Source organism: Erwinia sp. HR93, assembly GCF_034555055.1.
Taxonomy (GTDB): domain Bacteria; phylum Pseudomonadota; class Gammaproteobacteria; order Enterobacterales; family Enterobacteriaceae; genus Apirhabdus; species Apirhabdus apintestini.
In genome coordinates this window covers 1,459,819-1,480,597 of record NZ_JAXUDP010000001.1, presented here as the reverse complement: position 1 = coordinate 1,480,597, position 20,779 = coordinate 1,459,819, and the positions used below count along the sequence as shown (strand labels likewise).

Sequence of the window (20,779 nt, the reverse complement as noted above, 5' to 3'; positions counted from 1 at the left end):
GACGCGCGGCCTCGCTCAGCAATTAACCACAGTGAAACATAAGCAGGCCCTGATTATTTAGCGGTCTTACGGTATTGCTCAATGAGTTTGATAAAATATGCGAACAGCGGCGCAGCATCGTGCGGGCCAGGGCTGGCTTCCGGATGCCCCTGAAAACTAAAGGCCGGTTTATCCGTGCGATGAATACCCTGCAGCGTACCGTCAAATAAGGAAACGTGGGTTACACGCAGGCTGGGCGGCAGTGAGGCTGCGTCTACGGCAAACCCGTGATTCTGAGCGGTGATCATGACCTGATTATTTTCAAGGTTTTTAACCGGGTGATTACCGCCGTGATGACCAAATTTCATTTTGACGGTTTTAGCACCGCTGGCGAGCGCCAGCAGTTGATGCCCCAGGCAGATGCCAAAAATAGGGATGGACGTTTCCAGAAAGCGGCGGATCGCCGCTACCGCATACTCACATGGCTCAGGATCGCCGGGGCCATTAGAGAGGAAAATGCCATCCGGCGCCATAGCTAACACCTCTTCCGCCGGCGTTTGTGCGGGTACCACCGTTAACCGGCAACCCCGGTCCACCAGCATGCGCAGAATATTTCGCTTAGCGCCGAAGTCGTAAGCCACCACGTGGTATGGCAAATCCTGTTCCGATGCGGCTTCCGGCAAACCGCCCTGCAGCGTCCAGCTTCCCTGGGTCCAGGTATACGCCTCACGAGTGGTGACTTCTTTAGCGAGATCCATATCTTTCAGCCCGGGGAAGGCCTGCGCTTTTTCCAGCGCCAGGGTAGCATCCAGATTATCGCCTGCCAGAATGCAGCCGCTTAAAGCGCCCTTTTCACGCAGTAAACGCGTGAGCTTACGGGTATCAATGTCCGAAATGGCGACAATATTATGGCGTTTTAAATATTCGCTCAGCGTTTCCTGGCTACGATAGTTGCTGGCGATTATCGGTAAATCTCGAATAATCAGCCCCTGAGCATGAACGGCGCCCGACTCTTCATCTGAACTATTAGTACCTACATTGCCGATGTGTGGATAGGTAAGTGTGACAAGCTGACGTGAATAAGAGGGATCAGTGAGAATTTCTTGATATCCGGTCATGGAAGTATTGAAAACGACTTCGCCGATGGCCGCTCCCGCTGCGCCAATTGACCGACCGTGAAATTGAGTTCCGTCCTCCAGAACCAATAGCGCTGACTTAATCAAACTGCCCTCCAGAGAATAAACAATCAGTTTATTTGCATACTAATTCATACATTATGGATGAATCAACGCATAACCGCCAGGCTGGCGAATTTTTGACAAACGGCGGCATTCTAGAGACAAGTCTGGGTAAAGTCCAGATAATCGCGAAGATAATTGAAACTTTTAGATATCAGAACGGGTTTTTATTTTAAACCCCATAAAATCCATAATAACAAGAGGGGAAAAAGCCATTATTAGGCGAGAAAATTTAAAAAACCAGAGTAACATGATTTTAAAAGTGGACCAAATGGTCAAAATTATCTTTATGGATGTATATCTCACTAAAAAACATATTTTTCATCCATCTAGATAACGCATCTTAAGAAAGCCAACAAAAATAAAAAATGGGTGATAAAACACCCATAAAACATAACCATATATTTTTTAATAATTATAATTCATGCAGTGAAAGCACATCTTTCATATCATAAAGACCACTTTTTACTGATGATAGCCATTTAGCCGCCCTAACGGCTCCATTTGCAAAGGTCATACGACTCGATGCCTTGTGAGTAATTTCAATGCGTTCGCCTATATCAGCAAACATGGCCGTATGTTCGCCAACGATATCGCCCGCACGCACCGTTGCAAAGCCAATGGTGCCGGGCTTACGTTCGCCGGTATGCCCCTCGCGGGTATAAACCGCGCAGTCGCGTAGATTTTTATCAAGAGCTGCCGCAATCGCCTCTCCCATTGCCAGCGCCGTGCCGGAGGGGGCATCTACTTTATGTCGGTGGTGGGCTTCAATGATCTCAATGTCCGTATAGTGCCCCATAACCTGCGCCGTCTTTTCGAGCAGTTTGAGTAGCACATTCACGCCAACGCTGAAATTTGCGGCAAATACGATGGGAATGTCGGCGGCGGCTTCGCCGATCGTCAGTTTGCCCGCATCATCAAACCCCGTGGTGCCAATTACCATCCCTTTGCCTTGTTCATGGCAAAAAGCCAGATGGTTTAGCGTGCCCTCCGGGCGGGTAAAATCAATCAGGACATCAAATTTTTCGGCTACGGTATCCAGGCTGGCCTCAACGTTCACGCCGGTGTTACCTATACCGGCCAGTTCTCCAGCGTCACATCCCAGTAACGAAGATCCGTCACGTTCCAGCGCAGCGCCCAGCGTTATTCCCTCTGCCTGAGCGACGGCCTGAATTAATTGGCGCCCCATACGGCCGCCAGCGCCAGCGATTGCTACGCGGATCGGTGCATCATGCATATCTTTATTCTCTTCAATTATCATTACGAATCTCGTCTCAGAGTACCCAGGCTGCGATATCATCGCCACCCCCAGGCACCAGAGATAAGTATTTACGATGGAATAAACCGGGATATTAGTAAAAGAATTTACGGCTCAATAGCGCCGGTGCCCGCTCGGTATCGCCTTTTTCATGCGCTCTGGCCCGTAGCCTACCCGCATAGCTCTTTTCCCCAGCCAAAAGACAACACATATCATTCGGCCTGGGCGATTAAAAACGGCTATGAACGTCCTTAGAGGCGTGTCAAAACGCTTAAGGTGGAGTCGCTGTCGGCCCCGGGCGCTTTACATCCCAGGATAAGAAGGCAGCACCCAAAGTAAAAAGCCGCTTTCATAGAAGGCGGCTTTGCCCCCCTAAAAGGGGGCTTACTGCCCTTCCACACCGGGCTGGATTTGCCTTTCTTGTTCCCCTGCCGGATGGCCGGCGGCTGCGACCTCATGAAGCGGTGCGTGAATATGAAAAGACACTGCTGGACGAGTTGAATTTGCTGCGTGAGGCTGAAAATGCAATTTTCGCGACCTTGTCCTAGTACCGCACTTTCCGTCGGTATTTCTTCGTTTGCCCCCGCCGGGTCCACAAAATATCCTCTTTGCCAGATGGGATTCCCCCCTGGCTTGTGCTTCCTGAGATAAGGATTCTTCGCAAACGGCCTAATGGCCGTTCGCCCTTTCACTAATCCCATTAGCTCCGGGACACGCAAACCCGCCGGCGTTCTCACTACCAGAGGAACATGAGCAATCCGTACATTTAACGCCACGGCCGTGCATTTCTTCATGCTGCAGTAAAGGTAAATACCACGGTAAAGCGCTTTACCGGGATTGCCGTTGAGGATTTTGTATCCGTGCTTCGGGGTCGATACGGGATGATACTGACAGCGACAGAATACGTGGCAGGCGGATTGCCGTCTGCTCATGCTATTGACTCCCTGATTTGCGGGTAACAAATCGGGGCAGTATTTAGCATGCGCATGCCACGGGCAAAGCCCCACATAAACGATCGCCGCCTCCCCGGGAGGGGGTTTAATATTGACAATATAAATGCCGGGAGATTGGCCACCCGGCATATGAACCTCATGAATAATGCGAATTCAGGCAGTGAGTACACCTGAATGCTTTGTGCGGCGGTTAGCGAACTTCCCGAACGTCAAGTCGAAGCTCCCTGGGGACTTCAAAAACAATATTTTCTTCCCGCCCGGTAAGTTCCCGCACCGATACACCGCCAAGCGACTTCAGCCTGGTCAGTACATTTTGCACCAGAACATCAGGCGCGGAAGCGCCTGCGGTTACTCCAACGCAGTGTGCGCCTTTGAGCCATTCGGCCTGTATATCCGTCGCATCGTCAATCAGCCAGGCGGTTTTCCCCATCCGGCGCGCCAGCTCAGCCAGGCGGTTAGAATTTGACGAATTTTTAGAACCGACCACCAGCACAATATCCGCTTCTTCAGCCAGTGCGCGTACCGCTTCCTGGCGATTCGTAGTGGCATAACAAATATCGTCTTTGCGCGGTCCTATAATTTTCGGGAAACGCTGGCGCAAAGCATCAATAATCTCAGAGGTATCATCTACCGACAGGGTGGTTTGGGTCATAAACGACAGGTTGCTTTCGTTTTTCACCCTCAGCGTCCACACATCCTCTGGTGATTCAACCAAATACATGCCCCCTTCCGGGTTGCTGTATTGCCCCATCGTGCCTTCCACTTCCGGATGCCCCGCATGGCCGATTAATATCGACTCCTCGCCGCGGCGGCTGGCGCGCGCGACCTCCATATGCACTTTGGTCACCAGCGGGCAAGTGGCATCGAAAATTGTCAGGTCGCGATCTTTCGCCTCATTGCGTACAGCCTGAGACACACCGTGCGCCGAAAAAATCAGGATTGCGCCGTCCGGCACTTCCGCAATTTCTTCAATGAAGATAGCGCCCCGCTCGCGCAGGCTATCGACCACATAGCGGTTATGCACAACCTCATGCCGCACATAAATAGGCGCGCCGTATATAGCCAGCGCGTTTTCAACAATGCTGATAGCCCGATCGACCCCGGCGCAAAATCCCCGGGGGTTAGCCAGCAGAATCTGCATTTACTGCCTCCAGCGCCGGACTAATATCCAGCACTTCAATATCAAAATGGATAGTCTGCCCGGCCAGCGGATGATTGAAGTCCACGGTAATGGAGTCTCCCCTCACTTCGCGAATAATACCGGGCATTTCGCTGCCATCCATTGCAGTAAAGAGCATAATGGCGCCGGGTTCAGGTTCACCGGCCTGAACAAAATCGCGGCGCGAGAAATACTGAATAAGATCCGGGCTAACGGTGCCATAGGCATCTTCCGGCTGGAGCGTGAACGCCACGCGCGCGCCGGTTTTTAGCCCCAGTAGATGCTGCTCCAGCCCTTCAGATAAGCTGCCATCGCCGAGACGAAACAGCGCAGGTTTAGCGGACACACGCGTCGATTCGGCCACAGAGCCATCGTCAAGCTTTAGCGTAAAGTGCACCAACACCCCGCTATTACTCTGTACAGAAGCCGTCATTCGTTCCCCTTTTGCTTCGCGGTTTTCGCCGAAGGAGAGAAAAAGCTCTCCAGCACGATAAGCACGGCGCCAATACAGATACCTGCATCAGCAATATTAAAGGTCGCGAAGTGCCAGTCTCCGATATAAAAATCAATCATATCGACGACAAAGCCGTGAACCATACGGTCAAACAGATTGCCGAGCGCGCCGCCGATAATCAGCGCATAAGCGCTATTCACCACGTACTGCTGCGCCCGGTTACGGTACAATAAAATCAGCAATATGACGGCGATGCCGACGGCAATACCGGCGAAGAACCAGCGCTGCCAGCCGCCTTTATCCGCCAGGAAGCTAAACGCCGCCCCGGGGTTATGCGCATAGTGCAGGTTAATAAATGGAATCAACGGGCGCGTTTCAAACAGTTGAAAATTGCTCATAACCCACTGTTTGACGCCCAGATCAACAATCAGGACAAGGAGCGCCAGCCACAGCCAGCGCAATCCGGTCGATAATATCGGTTTACTCATCAGGCAAACTTACGCGTTTCGCCGTTACCGGCGACGTTACTGACACAGCGACCGCAGAGATCTGCGTGTTCCGCCACCTTGCCCACATCGCGAGTATAGTGCCAGCAGCGTGGGCACTTCTCTCCGTCAGCTTTGTGCAGTGCGACTTTCAGCCCCTTGAGCAGCTCACTCTGTTGGGCATCCGCGCTGGCAGCCGCATAATCAGCGACCTGCGCCTGTGAGGTCAACAGGACAAATCGCAGTTCTTCGCCAAGCGCCGTGAGTTTCGCCGCCAGACTCGGTTCTGCATAAAGCGTTACCGCCACCTCCAGCGAGCCGCCAACCGTTTTATCCGCCCGCGCCTGTTCGATGACTTTATTGACTTCACTGCGCACTTTCAGCAGCTCACTCCAGTAAGCATCATTCATGGTTTCGTTATCGGCAAGCCCAAACAGGCCATCGTACCATTCACCGGTAAATACGTATTTCTCGCGCGAGCCTGGCAGATAGCCCCAAACTTCATCTGCCGTAAACGACAGGATGGGCGCCATCCAGCGCACCAGCGCCTCAGCGATGTGATAAAGCGCGGTCTGGCAGCTACGGCGCGCAACGCTATCGGCTTTGGCCGTGTACTGCCTGTCTTTAATGATATCCAGGTAGAACGATCCCATTTCAACCGAGCAGAAACGCATGAGCCGCTGCACAACCTCATGGAAATCATAAGATTCATAGGCTTTCAGGATGTCTTCCTGTGCGGCTTTAGCGCAGCCTACGGCCCAGCGATCCAGCACTACCATGTCTTCCGGCGCGACGCAGTCTGTTTCCGGGTTAAAACCGTTCAGGTTCGCCAGTAAAAAACGCGCCGTGTTGCGGATGCGACGATAGCTGTCAGCCGCGCGCTTCAGGATTTCATCGGATACCGCCATTTCGCCGGTATAATCGGTAGATGCCACCCACAGACGCAGGATATCCGCGCCCAGCTTGTTCATCACGTCCTGCGGACTCACGGTATTGCCGATAGATTTGGACATTTTGCGTCCCTGGCCGTCTACCGTAAAGCCGTGCGTTAATACCTGGCGGTAAGGCGCTTTGTTTTTTATCGCCGTTGAAATCATCAGTGAGGACATAAACCAGCCGCGATGCTGATCGGAGCCTTCGAGATAGAGATCCGCCCCGTGCCCGCCAAATTCCGGGCGCACGTCCACCACTGACGCGTTTGTCGAGCCGGAGTCAAACCAAACGTCCAGCGTATCCGGCACTTTTTCGTAGTCGGCCACCTCTTCACCCATAATGTCGCTGAGAGACAGATCCCACCATGCCTGAATGCCGTCCTGCTCTACGCGTTTTGCCACCGCTTCCATCAGTTCCTGGGTACGCGGGTGCAACTCGCCGGTTTCTTTGTGTACGCACAGCGACATTGGGACCCCCCAAGTACGCTGGCGAGAGATACACCAGTCGGGGCGATTAGCAACCATTGACTCAATGCGCGCCTGGCCCCAGTCGGGGATCCACTGAACGCCTTTAATTTCTTGTAAAGATTGTGCACGTAGTCCTTTCTGATCCATGCTGATGAACCACTGCGGCGTCGCGCGAAAAATAATCGGCGTTTTATGGCGCCAGCAGCACGGGTAGCTATGCTGCAACTTCTCTACGTGTAATAGCGCGCCTGTTTCTCGCAGCATATCAATAACGATGTCGTTAGCTTTAAACACGTTAACGCCATCGAGTCGGGGAAACGTTCCGGGTAAATAAGCGCCGTCCGGACCAACCGGATTCGCGATTTCCAGCCCGTACTTCCTGCCAATTACATAGTCATCCGGGCCGTGGCCTGGTGCGGTATGTACTGCACCAGTACCCGCATCCAACGTCACGTGCTCACCGAGAATGGCGGGAACATCAAACGACATAAATGGATGCGCAAAACGCATCAGCTCAAGGTTCGCGCCTGTCTGCGTGCCCAGCAGCGTAAACGCGGTAATTCCCGCGCGCTGCATTACACTCTCGACCAAGTCTTTTGCGAGAATAAACGCCTGCCCATCAACCTGGACCAGCGCATATTCGAACTCTGGATGCAGTGAGATAGCCCGGTTTGCCGGCAGCGTCCACGGTGTGGTAGTCCAGATAACCAACGATATCGGCCCCTGAACGTCTTTTACACCGAATTTGGCCTTAATCGCATCCTGGTCGACCGCTTTAAAGGCAACGTCGATGGAAGGTGAAATTTTATCGTAGTACTCCACTTCGGCTTCAGCCAGCGCAGAGCGGCAATCTACACACCAGTGCACCGGCTTGGCGCCTTTATGGAGATGCCCATTGCCAATGATTTTACTCAGCGCACGAATGATATTCGCTTCGGTAGTAAAATCCATCGTCAGATAAGGCTTATCCCATTCGCCCAGAACGCCGAGACGAATAAAGTCTTTACGCTGGCCCTCAATCTGCTCCGCCGCGTATTCACGGCAGGCTTTACGAAATTCTGCGGGTGAGACCTTCTCGCCAGGCTTGCCGATAAGCTGTTCGACTTTAAGCTCGATAGGCAAACCGTGGCAATCCCAGCCAGGAATATACGGTGAGTCGAAACCGGAGAGTCCTTTCGACTTAACAATAATGTCTTTTAGAATCTTATTAACCGAGTGACCGATATGAATGCTGCCGTTCGCATAGGGAGGGCCATCGTGCAAGATAAAGGTTTTTTTGCCCTTCTTCGCTTCACGAATAGCGCTGTATAGCGCGTCATCATTCCAGCGAGCCAGCATTCCCGGTTCGCGCTTTGCAAGATCGCCGCGCATTGGGAACCCTGTTTCTGGCAAATTCAGGGTGGATTTATAATCACTCATCAGATTCTCGGTTCCGTATTTCGGTTTGGTTAAAGCCCGGTCAAATTATAGAAGCCGGCGGCGCCTGCTGCAGCCGTCGGAATCAGGCGGTCAATGTTGGCCCGAAAAAATCCCGGGCGGTCGCGACATCTTGCGCGATTTGCGTTTTAAGCGCGTCCAGCGAGGAAAACCTCTGCTCGCTGCGTATCTTTTTTCGCATAACGACGTCAATATGACGCCCATATAAATCCATCGTCACATCCAGTAAATGGACTTCCAACTGTTGCCGCAGACCAGAAACGGTTGGGCGCGTGCCGATATTAGCGACGCCCGGCAATGGTTCTGGCCCCAGCCCGCGCACTTCAACGGCATAGACACCGTTTACGGGCGATACCTGGCGACGCAGCGGGAGGTTCGCGGTTGGAAAACCGATGGTGCGGCCCAGCGCATCGCCGTGTACGACCCGCCCCTGGATAGCAAAAGGGTGCCCTAATAGCGTTTCTGCCAACCCCAGATCGTCCTGCGCCAGCGCCTGGCGTACCATAGTGCTGCTAATTCGCACCCCACTTTCACAAAATGTTCGCGCGCTGGTCACCGTGAAACCGTACTGCCCGCTGGCTTTCTGTAATAACAGGAAATCGCCTTCGCGACCAGCGCCGAAACGGAAATCATCACCCACGGCTAAAAACCGGACGCCAAGGCGCTCTACCAGCAGTTCAAATACAAATTCTTGCGCAGATAAAGCGGCAAAGCGCCGGTCAAAGCGTACACACAAAACATAATCCACGCCGCATTCTGCCAGGTAGTGCAGTTTTTCACGCAAACGCGTTAAACGCGCCGGCGCATTCTCGCCGGCAAAAAGTTCAAGCGGCTGCGGCTCAAAAATCATTACTATCACCGGTAGATTCAGGCAGCGTCCCTCTTCCACCAAACCTTTCAATAGCGCCTGATGGCCGCGATGTACGCCGTCGAAATTACCGATAGTCAACACGCAGCCGTGATGGCTGGCGTTAAGATTGTGTATGCCGCGTATCAGCTTCATGACTGGCTCTGAACAGTGGAGATCTGCGGATTATACCTTGTACAGCCGGTAAAATTAACCCGCGATTATGCCCGTTTATCACAAAGCAGGCAGCATAATTGCCAAGAGATGCACAGCATTTCGCCTGTGGGAACATAAGGATGTAATTTTGTCGCTGAAAGACTGTATTCACACGCCACAAACTGATAGAATCCTGCGCCATCAATACGTAACCGGTGCCGCAAATATTAACGGCGCTTATTTGCACAAATCCATTGACAAGAAAAGGCTAAACGGGCATATTCCTCGGCCTTTGAATTGTCCACATATGATTATTTGGGAGTTGGACCTTGGCTAATATCAAATCAGCTAAGAAACGCGCCGTACAGTCTGAGAAGCGCCGCAAGCATAACGCTAGCCGTCGCTCCATGATGCGTACCTATATCAAAAAGGTATACGCGGCAGTTGCAGCGGGCGATAAAGACGCTGCACAGAAAGCATTTAATGAGATGCAACCAATTGTGGACCGCCAGGCCAGCAAAGGTCTGATCCACAAAAACAAAGCTGCACGCCATAAGGCTAACCTGGCCGCGCAGATCGGTAAAATGGCTTAACGGTTACCGATTGCAGCTTGATAAAAAAACCGGCCTCAGGCCGGTTTTTTTATTGTTATTTAGCGAGATCGGGTTGTAACTTTGAACCTATTCGTTGGCAGATATAGTCAGTAAACGCGATTAAACAGCCCGTGAAGCATATAAGCCCCCTCTATCCCGCATTATCAGAACACAGTTATTCTTCTGCACATTCGTGCACCTCATTTCTAATACCTCTCGCGCTAAAGTATCGACAATGACATACTGCATCAGGATTAAACGCGGTCAAATAAATCTACGCCATTAAAATTTATAAGAGCCACGACCACAGGCAGCAAGCCTGCTGATAACCCGCTCCCCGATATATCAATGCTTTTCAGATGGAGTAACAAAATGCTATCTGCAAAAAGAGTGAATCTCAGATTGGCTCCTAATGCATGAGCAGAAAACCATAGCCAGCCTTGCCAGAAAAAATGGCCGGCGATGCTCGTAAACATTTATTATCCTGCCCCTGGGCGCGGTGTTCAGCTCCCATTAAAAAGCCCCTGCGCGCATAAACTGTACGCCGGGGCTTTTTCAATCGTTGATAACCTACAGGCTTAGCGCGTTAGATCGTCAAAGAATTTCTTCACGCCATCAAAGAAACTTTTTGAGCGCGGGCTGTTTTTCTCGCCGGTCGGCCCGCCAAAACTCTCCTGCAAATCGCGCAGCAGCTGTTTTTGCTTATCGTTCAGGCCTACCGGTGTTTCCACAACTACGCGACAAAGCAAATCACCCTGCGCACCGCCGCGAACCGATTTCACCCCTTTTCCACGCATGCGGAACAGTTTTCCGGTTTGCGTTTCACTGGGCACTTTAAGTTTTACGCGCCCGTCCAGCGTCGGAACTTCAATTTCCCCCCCGAGTGCTGCCATGGCAAAATTAATTGGCACCTCGCAGTACAGGTTGTTCCCTTCTCGCTCAAAAATAGGGTGCTGTTTAACCTGAACCTGAACATACAGATCGCCCGCCGGCGCCCCGTGTTCACCGGCTTCACCTTCACCAGAAAGACGGATACGGTCGCCGGTGTCAACGCCTGCCGGAATTTTCACGGACAGGGTTTTCGATTTTTCTACGCGACCGTGCCCATGGCATTTAGTACATGGGTCTTTGATAAGCGTACCGCGCCCCTGACAGTGTGGGCAGGTTTGCTGCACGGCAAAAAAGCCCTGACGCATCTGTACCTGACCTGAGCCGTGACAGGTAGGACAAGTTTGCGGTTGCGTTCCCGCTTTTGCGCCGCTGCCGTGACACACATCGCACTCTTCAAGCGTAGGGATTCGGATCTCTTTTGATACACCGCGCACCGCTTCTTCAAGCGTCAGCTCCATGTTATAGCGCAAATCCGCGCCGCGAGCTGCGCGCTGCCGCCCGCGCCCACCGCCAAAAATGTCGCCAAACACATCACCGAAAATGTCGCTGAAATCCGCGCCGCCGTTGAATCCGCCGCCAAAACCACCGCCGCCCATGCCACCTTGTTCAAAGGCAGCGTGGCCATACTGATCGTAAGCCGCACGTTTTTGCGCGTCGGTCAGAATTTCATAGGCTTCTTTGACTTCTTTAAATTTTGTCTCAGCTTCTTTATCACCGGGATTACGATCCGGGTGATATTTCATCGCCAGCTTTTTATAGGCGCGTTTAATTTCGCGCTCGTCCGCCGTTTTCGAAATACCCAGGACTTCGTAAAAATCTCTTTTTGCCATTCGCTTATTCTGCCTTTGAGGCTGTTTTCCAGGATTCTCCCACAGCTAACGCCGCGGTATCACAGCTTTCGGGCGGCGCCTTATGCTCACCGTAATAGAAGCCACCTGGAAAAACAGGCTCTGATATAGATACACGGGCGTTGAGTTACCCCGACGCCCGTGCTGGTTAGCGCGAATAGCTGTAGCTGCACCGCTACAGCTATTACATTCACCCCATCGGGCGATTATTTTTTATCTTTAACTTCTTCAAACTCTGCGTCGACAACATCATCGTCTTTCGCGCTGTCTGCAGAAGCATCGGCACCGCCGGCCTGCTGCTGAGCATGCTGCTGTTGAGCGATTTCCATCAATTTTGCGGAAACCTGAACCAGCGCCTGCATTTTAGCGTCGATATCCGCTTTATCTTCACCTTTTAGCGCGGTTTCCAGATCGCTCAGCGCAGACTCAATTGCGGTTTTATCATCGGCAGCAAGCTGATCGCCAGCCTCTTCAACCTGCTTGCGAGTGCTGTGAACCAGATGATCGGCCTGGTTACGCGTTTGCACCAGCTCTTCGAACTTGCGGTCAGACTCAGCGTTCGCTTCAGCGTCGTTCACCATCTTCTGAATTTCTTCTTCATTCAGGCCAGAAGAAGCTTTAATAGTGATTTTCTGTTCTTTACCGCTGTTTTTATCCTTCGCCGATACGTGCAAAATACCATCAGCATCGATATCAAAAGTCACTTCGATTTGTGGCATACCGCGCGGAGCCGGGTTAATACCATCGAGATTAAACTGCCCCAGCGATTTGTTATCCGACGCGCGCTTACGCTCACCCTGCAGCACATGGATGGTCACAGCAGACTGGTTATCTTCCGCCGTTGAGAACACCTGGCTATGCTTGGTCGGGATCGTGGTGTTCTTGTTAATCAGCGCCGTCATAACGCCGCCCATGGTTTCGATACCTAATGACAGCGGAGTAACATCCAGTAGCAGCACGTCTTTTACTTCGCCGGTTAACACGCCGCCCTGAACAGCTGCACCTACCGCAACGGCTTCATCCGGGTTCACGTCTTTACGCGGCTCTTTACCAAAGAACTCAGCGACTTTCTTTTGTACCATCGGCATACGCGTCTGGCCGCCGACCAGAATAACATCGTTGATATCAGAAACGGACAGACCCGCATCCTGTAATGCGACTTTCAGCGGTTCGATAGAGCGATTCACTAAATCTTCTACCAGGCTTTCCAGTTTCGCACGCGTCACTTTGATGTTCATGTGCTTAGGACCGGTTGCGTCTGCGGTGATGTACGGCAGGTTAACGTCGGTCTGCTGCGCAGAAGAAAGTTCGATTTTCGCTTTTTCCGCTGCTTCTTTCAGGCGCTGCATTGCCAGCGGATCGTTACGCAGATCGATGCCCTGATCTTTTTTGAACTCATCCACCAGGTAGTTGATCAGACGGGTATCGAAGTCCTCACCGCCCAGATGCGTATCGCCGTTGGTCGCCAATACTTCAAAAGTTTTTTCGCCATCTACTTCATCGATTTCGATGATTGAGATATCGAACGTACCGCCACCAAGGTCATAAACTGCGATAGTCCGGTTGCCAGTTTCTTTATCCAGACCGTAAGCCAGCGCAGCCGCCGTCGGTTCGTTGATAATACGCTTCACTTCCAGGCCCGCGATGCGACCGGCATCTTTCGTTGCCTGGCGCTGCGCATCATTAAAGTAAGCCGGTACGGTAATAACCGCTTCGGTAACCGGCTCACCCAGATAATCTTCCGCTGTTTTCTTCATTTTTTTCAGTACTTCAGCAGAGATCTGCGGCGGTGCCATTTTCTGGCCTTTCACATCCAGCCAGGCATCACCGTTATCAGCGGCAATGATTTTATAAGGCATAATAGACACGTCGCGCTGCACTTCTTCATCCTGAAAGCGACGGCCAATCAGGCGTTTAATAGCAAACAGGGTATTCTGCGGGTTAGTTACAGCCTGACGTTTAGCCGGCTGACCTACCAGGGTTTCACCATCCTGCGTATAGGCAATGATCGAAGGCGTAGTACGATCGCCCTCTGCGTTTTCAAGAACGCGCGCCTGAGTGCCATCCATAATTGCAATACAAGAGTTGGTTGTACCCAGGTCGATACCAATTATTTTACCCATCTAAACGTCTCCACTAAAAATTCGGTCATATGTGGTTGTGAACCTGTAATAAGGGCAAATCATCGCTTTTCAACTGCCCACGTTCTTTTTTTCAGGTTAACAACGGCGGTTGACTACAAGATGGGGTCACCCGACCCACCATCAAGGGGGAAAATAAAAAAAATTTTAAATTTTCCCCTGCATAGATCATAGACGCCACTCAGAACGCTGACTATGATGCCGCGCCCCGCACGGGTAATTCTCGTCGGCGGGAAAAATTTCACTATTCAATTCACGATGAGAACTGAAGAATTATGGGCAACACGACGTTGGCTAATCCGGCTCCGCTGGGCTTAATGGGTTTTGGTATGACCACCATTCTGCTCAATTTGCATAATATCGGTCTTTTTCCAATGGACGGCATTATTCTGGCGATGGGTATTTTTTATGGTGGTCTGGCACAAATTTTTGCCGGCTTACTGGAATATAAAAAAGGCAATACCTTCGGGCTGACGGCCTTCACCTCTTATGGCGCGTTTTGGCTCACGCTGGTGGCTATTTTGCTGATGCCAAAGGTGGGTCTGGCGGATGCGGCTAACGGGCACTTTTTGGGTGTTTATCTTGGGCTGTGGGGCGTTTTCACACTATTTATGTTCTTCGGCACCTTAACCAGCGCCCGGGCACTGCAATTCGTATTTTTGAGCCTGACAATACTGTTCGCTTTACTGGCAGTAGGCCATTTAACCGACAGTGAAAATATCGTCCACATTGCGGGATGGGTCGGCATTGTTTGCGGTGCCAGCGCGGTGTATCTGGCGATGGGTGAAGTGCTTAACGCACAGTTTGGCCGTACGGTTCTTCCTATCGGCGACAAACAGTAATTCACCGTTGTTTTTCAAAATAACGTCATGGCGAGTATCCATGATACCCGCCATTTTTATCGCTATTACCCTAAGCGGTTTGACATATTTTCCTGTGACTGCGGCTTTACCCAGCGTGGGCCAGCGTAATATGCCTTCGCCGTCTCACAGATAATCGCGCGCGTTATTCCTATTTAACCGGCCATATTTTGCGTTAACAACCTTATCAAACGATTGTGATTGATGCGCTTAGCGCTGGCACCGAATGCCCGGTTCCCATTAAACACTGCGATAGCGGGTGCCTTTCACACAGCACCAGCGTCCCGGCGCGCGCTTTTTGGGCGAAACGCAGCAATGACGTCAGCATTAGTTTCAATATATGGGCCTTCCAAAAGCTGAATACAGTAGGGAACGCTGGCAAAAATGCCGGCGACCGCAACGCTGCCATCCGCATTTTTTACCCCCTCCAGAGTTTCCTGAATCGCTTTCGGCTGGCCCGGCAGGTTAAGAATTAGCGCCTGCTTGCGTATCACACCCACCTGGCGCGAAAGAATCGCCGTTGGCACGAAATGCAGGCTTACCTGCCGCATTTGTTCGCCGAAGCCGGGCATTTCTCGTTCAGCAACCGCAAGCGTCGCATCCGGCGTGACGTCTCGGCGCGCCGGCCCGGTTCCCCCGGTCGTCAAGACTAAATGGCATCCCATTTCATCAACCAGTTCGCACAGGGTTTGCTCGATAATCGCGCGCTCATCCGGAATTAAGCGCGTTTGCACTTCAAAAGGCGTGGACAATGCCCGCGCCAGCCAATTCTCAAGCGCGGGTAATCCCTGGTCCTGGTAAACGCCACCGGACGCGCGGTCAGAAACGGAAACCAGACCAATTCGTAGCGTGTGCATCATTAATTTACTCAGTTAGTCAACATAGCGGGAATCATACAGACAGAAGGAGAGAGCAAACAGGCAAAATCCACATAAAAAAACGCGGCCAGGCTTGCCGACCGCGCTACGTTTGACGTAATTACAGTAAATCGCCGACCATTTTTTCCAGTTTTTCCTGGTCGATAGCAAATTTACGGATCCCTTCAGCCAGTTTATCGACCGCCATCGGATCCTGATTGTGTTCCCACAGAAACTCTGACTCACTTAAGCGCGCCGGACGCGCTTTCACTTCTCCGTTAAAGGCCAGTTTGCGCTCAACGACGCCCTCAGATTCAGCCAGTTCTTTCAGCAATGGCGGCGCAATGGTCAAGCGGTCACAGCCGGCCAGCGCCAGTATCTCGCCGACATTACGGAAACTTGCGCCCATAACGACTGTTTCATAGCCATGCTGTTTGTAATAGTTATAGATATCCGTTACAGAAACCACGCCCGGATCGTCTTCCGCCGAGTACTCTTTTTTATCCGTATTGGCTTTATACCAGTCCAGAATACGCCCGACGAAAGGCGAAATCAAAAACACACCCGCTTCCGCGCAGGCGCGCGCCTGTGCAAATGAAAACAGCAGCGTCAAGTTACAGTTAATGCCTTCTTTTTCGAGCTGCTCCGCCGCGCGGATTCCCTGCCAGGTTGAAGCCAGCTTAATAAGAATACGATCGTTACTGATACCCGCATCGTTATACATTTTAATCAGCCGCTTTGCCTTCGCCACGCTAGCCTCAGTATTGTATGAAAGGCGCGCATCGACTTCAGTTGAAATCCTTCCAGGTATCAACTTTAAAATTTCCAGGCCGATATTTACCGCAAGTCTGTCTGTGGCATCCACCACCTGCTGGTCGCGTGCGCTACTTTGGGCGCGTGACCAGGTAATCGCGTCATCAATCAGTTTTCGATATTCAGGAATCTGGGCCGCGTTGAGAATAAGAGAAGGGTTCGTGGTCGCGTCTTGCGGCTGATAAAGTTTCATCGCCGCGATATCCCCGGTATCGGCAACCACCGTGGTGAGCTGGCGCAGGGAAGTTAATTTATCCGTCATGATAGTTTTCTCGCTTGAAACTTCTTGTTAGAGAGTTGTAATCAGTGTCGTTTGATAATATCACGCCGCCCCTAAGGTGCAACCGTAAGCCTTATGAGAGGCACCCTGTGTTAAACTCTACGCACAAATCTCTTCGCATGGGAAAAGGATGACCCAACCTGAACGATGGCATGGGGCCGCGCCAGGAGCCGAATGAGGGAGAGCAATGCTTAATTTTCTGTTTTTTATAAATGACTTGTTGTGGGGTTCAGTTCTGATATATCTGATAGCCGGCGTCGGCATCTGGTTTACCTGGCGAACCAGATACATTCAGTTCCGCTATATCCGCAAAATAAAAGTCTGCTTCATGAAAACCCCGCAGCAATATGCAACTGGATTAACCTCTTTTCAGGCTCTGTGCATCGGTCTTGCTGCGCGCATCGGCAGCAGCAATCTTTCCGGTACAGCGCTGGCGATAGTCACCGGCGGCCCTGGTGCGGTTTTTTGGATGTGGGTCAGCGGATTGCTGGGAATGGGCATCTCTTTTGCCGAGTGCTCTCTGGCCCAACTTTATAAACGCAGGGATGATACCGGCGGCTTCTACGGCGGCCCTGCCTGGTATATAGAGCACGGGCTGGGTATGCGCTGGATGGGCGGCTTATTCGCCGTACTACTGATTATGGGCTTCGGGCTGTTCTTTAATATGCTACAGGCTGACGCTATTACCCGCGCGCTTAACCACTCTTTTAAAGGCGAGCTACCCGTTACAGCCATCGCCGCTGCGCTTTTTATTTTAACTACGTTGACTATTCGCCGTGGCGTACTGGGCATTGCGCGCATTCTGCAGTGGCTGGTGCCATTTATGCTTTTGATTTGGGTAATCCCGGGGCTGGGATTGCTGCTTTGGCATGTAGAGTCCCTGCCCGGCATCGCCGCACTTATTATACGCAGCGCGTTCGGCTGGCACGAAGTCGCCGCCGGCGTCATGGGTTATACCTTAAGCCAGGCGCTCTCAGGCGGGTTCCAGCACGGGCTTTTTTCTAGCGAAGCGGGTATGGGCTCTGCGCCAAACATTGCGGGTGCCGCCAGTTCCTGGCCGCGGCATCCCGCAGTGCAGGGTATCGTACAAATGTTCGGTATTTTTATCGATATTATAATTGTGGGCTCAATTACCGCCGGCGTTGTCTTACTCACAGATAATCTGGACGGTTTTATCACACAAACCGATGGCATTTTGGTGATACAAACCATGATTGATTCGCTGGTCGGTGGCTGGGGCGATCGATTAATTACGCTACTGATTATTCTGGTGGCATTCACTACCATTATCGCCAATGCGGTCTATGCAGAAAATAATTTGAGTTATCTGATGCGGCCAACGCCGGCGCATCGCCTGACGCTGCGCCTGGCTATATTAGCCATGGTGGTGCTCGGCTGTTTTGTTCACAATCCCGTGCTGTGGCAGTGCGCTAATATTCTTATGGCCCTGCTGGCTATCACTAATCTGACGGCAATTTTACTGCTTTCCCCAGTGGTAAAAATCATTGCAGCGGATTACATTCGCCAGTGCAGCCTGGGCATTCGCCCGCTATTTATCCCTTCGCGCTATCCGGACATGCGTGAACAGCTAGAGCCTGGCGTGTGGGAAAAAGCGCCTGCCTCCCGTCTGTCCAACAATGACAGCGATTGACGGTAAGTAGCAAATGTTTTGCTAAAGTAGGCCTTACTCTGTATTCAGGAAAAGGAAGAAGAGATGCTCATTCTGATATCCCCTGCGAAAACGCTGGATTATCAATCCCCCCTTGCTACGCAGCGTTACACCCAGCCTGCCCTGCTGGATCAAGCTCAAACGCTAATTAAAACGGCGCGTAAGCTGTCCGATGCGCAAATCGCCTCCCTAATGAGCATCAGCGATAAACTCGCTTCATTAAACGCCACGCGTTTTCACGACTGGCAGCCCAACTTCACGCCTGAAAACGCGCGCCAGGCAATCCTTGCGTTTAAGGGCGATGTGTATACGGGTTTACAAGCGGAAACCTTTAGCGACGAGGATTTTAGTTTCGCGCAGGCCCATTTGCGAATGCTTTCCGGCCTGTACGGCGTGCTACGCCCGCTGGATTTAATGCAGCCCTATCGTCTGGAAATGGGGACCAAACTGGAAAATCCTTGCGGTAAAAATCTGTATGAGTTTTGGGGCGATACTATTGCAAAAACGCTAAATGACGCGCTCGCCGGTCAGGGCGACGATATAGTGATTAACCTGGCCTCGGATGAATATTTTAAAGCGGTTGACCTAAAAACACTGCGCGCGCGCGTTATTAAGCCCGTGTTCCTCGATGAGAAAAATGGCGTCTATAAAGTCATTAGTTTCTATGCGAAAAAAGCGCGCGGTCTCATGAGCCGCTTTATTATCGAAAATCGCCTGACCAACGCCGAACAATTGCAGCGCTTTGATAGCGAAGGCTACCGCTATGACGCCGCCGCCTCTGATGACAATACGCTGGTATTTAAACGCGCCGAACATCACCGCTAGCGAATAAACCGCCCGCAGATTAAATGCCACCCTGGGGTTTACAGCGGTGAAATCAGGGTGATAGCTGCTGGGCGGTCCGTTAGCGCCGGGCGGTTTAGATAAAGTAAGCCTACATTCGCGTTTGTCTCATCGCACCCTGTGATGCCGCGGGGAGCAGCATTCAATCTAATTAAACAGGCAGGCCATGATTTATTTCCCACGGCCTAAAGCGATGCGCCGTAACAACCCGATAGAAGGAAATTACGGCGTTTCTCATAACAGTGAGCTGCGCCGTTTTTTCCGCCGTATCTATGCATAACGCTCAGCGCTTCCGGCTCAGCAGGCCGGTTATTCTCGCGCTGATCCTACACTGCCTGCGCCATCATCAGGCGGCGCAGCGCCGAAAAATTAGCGGGTAAAGTATGTGACAGCAGCGGCATATCTGCGCGCTCAGCCAGCGCGAAGGGTAACGGCAATGCCTGGCCCAAAACCTCTTCTACGCTTTCTTTAAATTTCGCCGGATGCGCGGTCCCTAAAAACAGACCAAATTCGCCGGGCTGCAAATTATCACGTAAAGCGCGCCAGGCGATGGCGGCATGGGGTTCAGAAATATAGCCAAGATCGCGCAGTTCGCGCAGCGTGTCTTTTACCGTAGTATCATCAACGGCCTGGTAAGCGAGATCGCTCAGGCGCCAGGTTTTGCGGCGAAAGAGTTCTTCAATACGAGGCCAGTTATTGGGCTGACTGACGTCCATTGCGTTAGACAGAGTGGCCACCGTAGCTTGCGGCGCCCATTCCCCGCAGGCCAGGTAGCGCGGCACCGTATCATTAACGTTGGTTGCGGCGATAAAGCGCTTAATCGGCAGCCCCATTGCCTTAGCCAGCAGCCCGGCGGTGAGATTACCAAAATTACCGCTTGGCACCGACACGACCAACTGGTTACGCGCATCCTGAGGCAACTGCGCCACGGCCTCAAAGTAATAACAGATTTGCGCCAGCAGCCGGCTAATATTGATAGAGTTTGCCGAATTCAGCCCCAAAGACAGTTTAAGCTCTTCGTCATCAAATGCCTGCTTGACCAGCGCCTGGCAGTCATCAAAATCGCCGTCAATGGCAATGGTTTCAATGTTATCGCCCAGAGTACAAAAAAGTTTTTCCTGTAGCGGGCTAATTTTCCCCTGGGGGTACAAAACTATTACGCGAACATTGTTTAGCCCATAGAACGCGTGTGCAACGGCCGCGCCGGTATCGCCGGAGGTCGCCGTCAAAATCGTCACGCGCTTATCGCCGCTAATATGCCCCAGCATTTGCGCCATAAAGCGCCCGCCAAAATCTTTAAACGCCAGCGTCGGGCCGTGAAACAGTTCCAGACAGGCGGTATCGGGCGTTACATTAACCACCGGGGCGGGAAAAGTGAATGCGCTACGAATACGCTCTTCCAGTAGCTCTGCGGGGATCTCATCGCCGATAAACGCCGCCAGAATTTTGCTGCTGCGGCTGGCAAAATCCATACGTAGCAGAGAATCCATATCCGATAGCTCTAATTCAGGCAGACAGTGAGGAAAAAACAGCCCCTGTTGCGATCCCAGCCCTTGCGCCACCGCCTGCGCAAAGCTTACCTGCTCATTATGATCTTTTAAGTTGTACAGTTTCATGT

General features: G+C 51.9%; 17 protein-coding genes and 1 pseudogene. 4 read left to right on the top strand and 14 right to left on the bottom strand.

Annotated features, from left to right (window positions below):
- Positions 1 to 53: 53 nt before the first annotated feature.
- The 8 genes and pseudogenes from carA to ribF form a co-directional block, all read right to left on the bottom strand.
- Positions 54 to 1,202, bottom strand: coding sequence for a glutamine-hydrolyzing carbamoyl-phosphate synthase small subunit (gene carA, locus SFA31_RS06890; RefSeq protein ID WP_322837310.1), 1,149 nt, complete (start codon positions 1,200 to 1,202; stop codon positions 54 to 56).
- A 430-nt stretch (positions 1,203 to 1,632) separates the two neighbouring features.
- Complete coding sequence (dapB, locus tag SFA31_RS06885; protein ID WP_322839319.1) at positions 1,633 to 2,454, bottom strand: 4-hydroxy-tetrahydrodipicolinate reductase; 822 nt, start codon at positions 2,452 to 2,454, stop codon at positions 1,633 to 1,635.
- Between the two features lie 587 nt (positions 2,455 to 3,041).
- A pseudogene (gene tnpA, locus SFA31_RS06880) lies at positions 3,042 to 3,407 on the bottom strand (IS200/IS605 family transposase); the annotation flags it as partial.
- Positions 3,408 to 3,618: 211 nt separating this feature from the next.
- Entirely contained in the window at positions 3,619 to 4,569 is a 951-nt protein-coding gene (gene ispH / locus SFA31_RS06875) for a 4-hydroxy-3-methylbut-2-enyl diphosphate reductase (protein WP_322837309.1), read from the bottom strand.
- The gene (gene fkpB / locus SFA31_RS06870) at positions 4,550 to 5,020 is read right to left on the bottom strand and encodes an FKBP-type peptidyl-prolyl cis-trans isomerase (protein ID WP_322837308.1); all 471 of its coding nucleotides are present in this window, start codon (positions 5,018 to 5,020) and stop codon (positions 4,550 to 4,552) included. The genes ispH and fkpB overlap by 20 nt, the downstream gene beginning before the upstream one ends.
- Entirely contained in the window at positions 5,017 to 5,529 is a 513-nt protein-coding gene (gene lspA, locus SFA31_RS06865) for a signal peptidase II (RefSeq protein ID WP_322837307.1), read from the bottom strand. The genes fkpB and lspA overlap by 4 nt, the downstream gene beginning before the upstream one ends.
- On the bottom strand, positions 5,529 to 8,345 hold the full coding sequence (ileS, locus tag SFA31_RS06860; RefSeq protein ID WP_322837306.1) for an isoleucine--tRNA ligase: 2,817 nt from the start codon (positions 8,343 to 8,345) through the stop codon (positions 5,529 to 5,531). Before ileS ends, lspA begins: the two co-directional genes overlap by 1 nt.
- Positions 8,346 to 8,427: 82 nt before the next feature.
- The gene (gene ribF / locus SFA31_RS06855) at positions 8,428 to 9,366 is read right to left on the bottom strand and encodes a bifunctional riboflavin kinase/FAD synthetase (protein ID WP_322837305.1); all 939 of its coding nucleotides are present in this window, start codon (positions 9,364 to 9,366) and stop codon (positions 8,428 to 8,430) included.
- 329 nt (positions 9,367 to 9,695) lie between these two features.
- On the opposite strand from ribF, the gene rpsT reads away from it, so the two are divergent.
- Entirely contained in the window at positions 9,696 to 9,959 is a 264-nt protein-coding gene (gene rpsT, locus SFA31_RS06850) for a 30S ribosomal protein S20 (protein WP_322837304.1), read from the top strand.
- Positions 9,960 to 10,213: 254 nt separating this feature from the next.
- Here the strand turns inward: rpsT and SFA31_RS06845 are convergent, their stop codons facing one another.
- The 3 genes from SFA31_RS06845 to dnaK all read right to left on the bottom strand — a co-directional run bounded on the left by SFA31_RS06845 (position 10,214) and on the right by dnaK (position 13,821).
- Positions 10,214 to 10,435: a hypothetical protein gene (locus tag SFA31_RS06845; RefSeq protein ID WP_322837303.1), complete on the bottom strand. Its 222-nt coding sequence runs from the start codon at positions 10,433 to 10,435 to the stop codon at positions 10,214 to 10,216.
- 102 nt (positions 10,436 to 10,537) lie between these two features.
- The gene (gene dnaJ / locus SFA31_RS06840; RefSeq protein ID WP_322837302.1) at positions 10,538 to 11,680 is read right to left on the bottom strand and encodes a molecular chaperone DnaJ; all 1,143 of its coding nucleotides are present in this window, start codon (positions 11,678 to 11,680) and stop codon (positions 10,538 to 10,540) included.
- Positions 11,681 to 11,904: 224 nt separating this feature from the next.
- Positions 11,905 to 13,821: a molecular chaperone DnaK gene (gene dnaK, locus SFA31_RS06835; RefSeq protein ID WP_322837301.1), complete on the bottom strand. Its 1,917-nt coding sequence runs from the start codon at positions 13,819 to 13,821 to the stop codon at positions 11,905 to 11,907.
- 293 nt (positions 13,822 to 14,114) lie between these two features.
- On the opposite strand from dnaK, the gene satP reads away from it, so the two are divergent.
- Positions 14,115 to 14,681, top strand: coding sequence for an acetate uptake transporter (gene satP / locus SFA31_RS06830; RefSeq protein ID WP_322837300.1), 567 nt, complete (start codon positions 14,115 to 14,117; stop codon positions 14,679 to 14,681).
- Positions 14,682 to 14,965: 284 nt separating this feature from the next.
- Here the strand turns inward: satP and mog are convergent, their stop codons facing one another.
- Together mog and tal are read right to left on the bottom strand one after the other, a co-directional pair.
- Positions 14,966 to 15,556, bottom strand: coding sequence for a molybdopterin adenylyltransferase (gene mog, locus SFA31_RS06825; protein ID WP_322839318.1), 591 nt, complete (start codon positions 15,554 to 15,556; stop codon positions 14,966 to 14,968).
- A gap of 121 nt (positions 15,557 to 15,677) precedes the next feature.
- Entirely contained in the window at positions 15,678 to 16,631 is a 954-nt protein-coding gene (tal, locus tag SFA31_RS06820; protein WP_322837299.1) for a transaldolase, read from the bottom strand.
- A gap of 205 nt (positions 16,632 to 16,836) precedes the next feature.
- Between tal and SFA31_RS06815 the strand changes: the two genes are divergently transcribed.
- Entirely contained in the window at positions 16,837 to 18,300 is a 1,464-nt protein-coding gene (locus SFA31_RS06815) for a sodium:alanine symporter family protein (RefSeq protein ID WP_322837298.1), read from the top strand.
- A 63-nt stretch (positions 18,301 to 18,363) separates the two neighbouring features.
- Entirely contained in the window at positions 18,364 to 19,143 is a 780-nt protein-coding gene (yaaA, locus tag SFA31_RS06810; protein ID WP_322837297.1) for a peroxide stress protein YaaA, read from the top strand.
- Positions 19,144 to 19,487: 344 nt separating this feature from the next.
- Here the strand turns inward: yaaA and thrC are convergent, their stop codons facing one another.
- Entirely contained in the window at positions 19,488 to 20,777 is a 1,290-nt protein-coding gene (gene thrC / locus SFA31_RS06805) for a threonine synthase (RefSeq protein WP_322837296.1), read from the bottom strand.
- Between the last annotated feature and the right edge of the window lie 2 nt (positions 20,778 to 20,779).

Coding starts and splice junctions, on each gene's coding strand:
- dapB (WP_322839319.1), bottom strand. CDS start 2,454: ATGCATGATGCACCGATCCGCGTAGCAATCGCTGGCGCTGGCGGCCGT.
- ispH (WP_322837309.1), bottom strand. CDS start 4,569: ATGCAGATTCTGCTGGCTAACCCCCGGGGATTTTGCGCCGGGGTCGAT.
- fkpB (WP_322837308.1), bottom strand. CDS start 5,020: ATGACGGCTTCTGTACAGAGTAATAGCGGGGTGTTGGTGCACTTTACG.
- lspA (WP_322837307.1), bottom strand. CDS start 5,529: ATGAGTAAACCGATATTATCGACCGGATTGCGCTGGCTGTGGCTGGCG.
- ileS (WP_322837306.1), bottom strand. CDS start 8,345: ATGAGTGATTATAAATCCACCCTGAATTTGCCAGAAACAGGGTTCCCA.
- ribF (WP_322837305.1), bottom strand. CDS start 9,366: ATGAAGCTGATACGCGGCATACACAATCTTAACGCCAGCCATCACGGC.
- SFA31_RS06845 (WP_322837303.1), bottom strand. CDS start 10,435: ATGTTTACGAGCATCGCCGGCCATTTTTTCTGGCAAGGCTGGCTATGG.
- dnaJ (WP_322837302.1), bottom strand. CDS start 11,680: ATGGCAAAAAGAGATTTTTACGAAGTCCTGGGTATTTCGAAAACGGCG.
- dnaK (WP_322837301.1), bottom strand. CDS start 13,821: ATGGGTAAAATAATTGGTATCGACCTGGGTACAACCAACTCTTGTATT.
- satP (WP_322837300.1), top strand. CDS start 14,115: ATGGGCAACACGACGTTGGCTAATCCGGCTCCGCTGGGCTTAATGGGT.
- mog (WP_322839318.1), bottom strand. CDS start 15,556: ATGCACACGCTACGAATTGGTCTGGTTTCCGTTTCTGACCGCGCGTCC.
- tal (WP_322837299.1), bottom strand. CDS start 16,631: ATGACGGATAAATTAACTTCCCTGCGCCAGCTCACCACGGTGGTTGCC.
- SFA31_RS06815 (WP_322837298.1), top strand. CDS start 16,837: ATGCTTAATTTTCTGTTTTTTATAAATGACTTGTTGTGGGGTTCAGTT.
- yaaA (WP_322837297.1), top strand. CDS start 18,364: ATGCTCATTCTGATATCCCCTGCGAAAACGCTGGATTATCAATCCCCC.
- thrC (WP_322837296.1), bottom strand. CDS start 20,777: ATGAAACTGTACAACTTAAAAGATCATAATGAGCAGGTAAGCTTTGCG.